At 57.2% G+C, this 2,500-nt stretch carries 1 protein-coding gene, 1 tRNA gene and 2 rRNA genes (2 of these 4 cut by a window edge); 1 reads left to right on the plus strand and 3 read right to left on the minus strand.

Features of this window, described 5'->3' with window-relative positions; all coding sequences use genetic code 11:
* Positions 1-236 carry the 3' portion of a hypothetical protein gene (locus EOA79_RS05960; protein ID WP_128292934.1) on the plus strand. 220 nt of this gene lie to the left of the window's left edge, so 236 of the gene's 456 nt are visible here — the last part of the coding sequence; its start codon lies off the left edge, out of view; its stop codon occupies positions 234-236.
* On the opposite strand, the gene EOA79_RS05965 is transcribed toward EOA79_RS05960, so the two are convergent.
* The 3 genes from EOA79_RS05965 to EOA79_RS05975 all read right to left on the minus strand — a co-directional run.
* Positions 207-283, minus strand: a tRNA-Met gene (locus EOA79_RS05965). The genes EOA79_RS05960 and EOA79_RS05965 overlap by 30 nt on opposite strands.
* 210 nt (positions 284-493) lie before the next feature.
* Positions 494-608: ribosomal RNA gene (gene rrf / locus EOA79_RS05970) — 5S ribosomal RNA — on the minus strand.
* A gap of 319 nt (positions 609-927) precedes the next feature.
* A 23S ribosomal RNA gene (locus EOA79_RS05975) occupies positions 928-2,500 on the minus strand (it continues 1,356 nt past the right edge of the window).

A 2,500-nucleotide genomic window follows, 5' to 3' on the forward strand; every position in this document is an offset into this window, starting at 1 on the left:
AGGACCTCGCTGGCGGCTTCGCATCGAAGCGCGCCGCCGCAAACGCAAACGGCCTGCGTTGGCGGGCCGGTCTGGATTGGTGTGGGGATTTGGCTTTTCTGCCGGCGCTGCGTCGGTTCGCTGCTTGCGGGCCTGATGACCGCTCACATTCGCCGGCCAGTATGGCCAGCTACAAAAACGCCCGCACGAGGCGGGCGTTTTTGGATTGGTTGCGGGGACAGGATTTGAACCTGTGACCTTCAGGTTATGAGCCTGACGAGCTACCGGGCTGCTCCACCCCGCGTCACCATAGAGGTAAGTTTGCGCTTACCGTATTCAAGGGACCGCCCAATGAAAGGGCCGCTTGCGCGGCCCGGGATCCCGTTTGGCGGGCCTCATGCATGTCGCTCAAAAGTGTTAGCGGTTTTGAGGCAACGACATGCATCACAACAATCGCAAGGAGAAGATTTGTCTGCATCCGGATCCGGATGTGAGATGAACGTGCGCTTGGCAGACCTGGCAGCGACCTACTCTCCCGCGTCTTGAGACGAAGTACCATCAGCGCTGGAGCGTTTCACGGCCGAGTTCGGAATGGGATCGGGTGCAGCCGCTCCGCCATAACCACCAGGTCGGCGAAACGCACGTTCAAATCGAGAAGCTGTTCAAGCGCGATCCGAGGATCGTCGCCAAGCGCGATCCGAGGATCGTCGCCAAGCGCGATCCGAGGATCGTCGCCAAGCGCGATCCGAGGATCGTCGCAGCGCGATCCAAAGGATCGTCGTTTTGTGCCAAGGCGACGTCTGCGTTTTGCCTACGGGCGAAGCCCGCAAGCGCGACTGCGCGTCGCCGGTCGTCCGGCGCCCTCGCGGAGCATAGGCCCGTAAGGGCCGCTCATGCGTGAGCGCTGGCAGACCATCCGACTTTGTCGGATGGATATTAGGAATGAGAACGATCAAGCCGATCGAACTATTAGTACCGGTAAGCTTCAAGCGTTGCCGCTCTTCCACACCCGGCCTATCAACGTGGTCGTCTTCCACGGTTCTCAGGGAATACTCGTTTCAAGGTGGGTTTCCCGCTTAGATGCCTTCAGCGGTTATCCCGTCCGGATATAGCTACCCTGCAATGCGGCTGGCGCCACAACAGGTCCACCAGAGATCCGTCCATCCCGGTCCTCTCGTACTAGGGACAGATCCTTTCAATATTCCTACACCCACGGCAGATAGGGACCGAACTGTCTCACGACGTTCTGAACCCAACTCACGTACCGCTTTAAATGGCGAACAGCCATACCCTTGGGACCTGCTCCAGCCCCAGGATGCGATGAGTCGACATCGAGGTGCCAAACAACCCCGTCGATATGGACTCTTGGGGGTCATCAGCCTGTTATCCCCGGCGTACCTTTTATCCGTTGAGCGATGGCCCTTCCACACGGGACCACCGGATCACTATGACCGACTTTCGTCTCTGCTCGACTTGTCAGTCTCGCAGTCAGGCAGGCTTATGCCATTGCACTCAGCGAACGATTTCCGACCGTTCTGAGCCCACCATCGCGCGCCTCCGTTACTCTTTAGGAGGCGACCGCCCCAGTCAAACTACCCACCATACATTGTCCCGGACCCGGATAACGGGCCGCGGTTAGACATCCATAGTGATAAGGGTGGTATTTCAAGGGTGGCTCCACCTGAGCTGGCGCCCAGGCTTCAAAGCCTACCACCTATCCTACACATGCCACTACGAATGCCAATGTAAAGCTATAGTAAAGGTGCACGGGGTCTTTCCGTCTAACCGCAGGAACCCCGCATCTTCACGGGGAATTCAATTTCACTGAGTCTATGCTGGAGACAGCGGGGAAGTCGTTACGCCATTCGTGCAGGTCGGAACTTACCCGACAAGGAATTTCGCTACCTTAGGACCGTTATAGTTACGGCCGCCGTTTACTGGGGCTTCGATTCAGAGCTTGCACCCCTCCTCTTAACCTTCCAGCACCGGGCAGGCGTCAGACCCTATACGTCGTCTTGCGACTTCGCAGAGCCCTGTGTTTTTGATAAACAGTCGCTACCCCCTGGTCTGTGCCACCCTCCTCTGCTTGCGCAAAAAAGGGTCACGCTTCTTCCGAAGTTACGCGTGCAATTTGCCGAGTTCCTTCAGCATAGTTCTCTCAAGCGCCTTGGTATACTCTACCAGACCACCAGTGTCGGTTTCGGGTACGGTCTATAAGGAGGAGCTATTTCCTGGAACCACTCCGCTGCCCTTTCAATCCGATAAGATTGGACAACTTGTGTGATCCGTCACTACCTCCAGGCTCACGAATATTAACGTGATTCCCATCGACTACGCGTTTCCGCCTCGTCTTAGGGGCCGGCTAACCCTGCTCAGATTAACTTTAAGCAGGAACCCTTGGTCTTTCGGCGGGGGAGTCTCTCACTCCCCTTACGTTACTCATGTCAGCATTCGCACTTCTGATACCTCCACCGCCCCTCACGGGTACGGCTTCACTGGCTTACAGAACGCTCCGCTACCG

The organism is Mesorhizobium sp. M1A.F.Ca.IN.020.03.2.1, from assembly GCF_004023205.1.
In the GTDB taxonomy this organism is placed as follows: Bacteria; Pseudomonadota; Alphaproteobacteria; order Rhizobiales; family Rhizobiaceae; genus Mesorhizobium.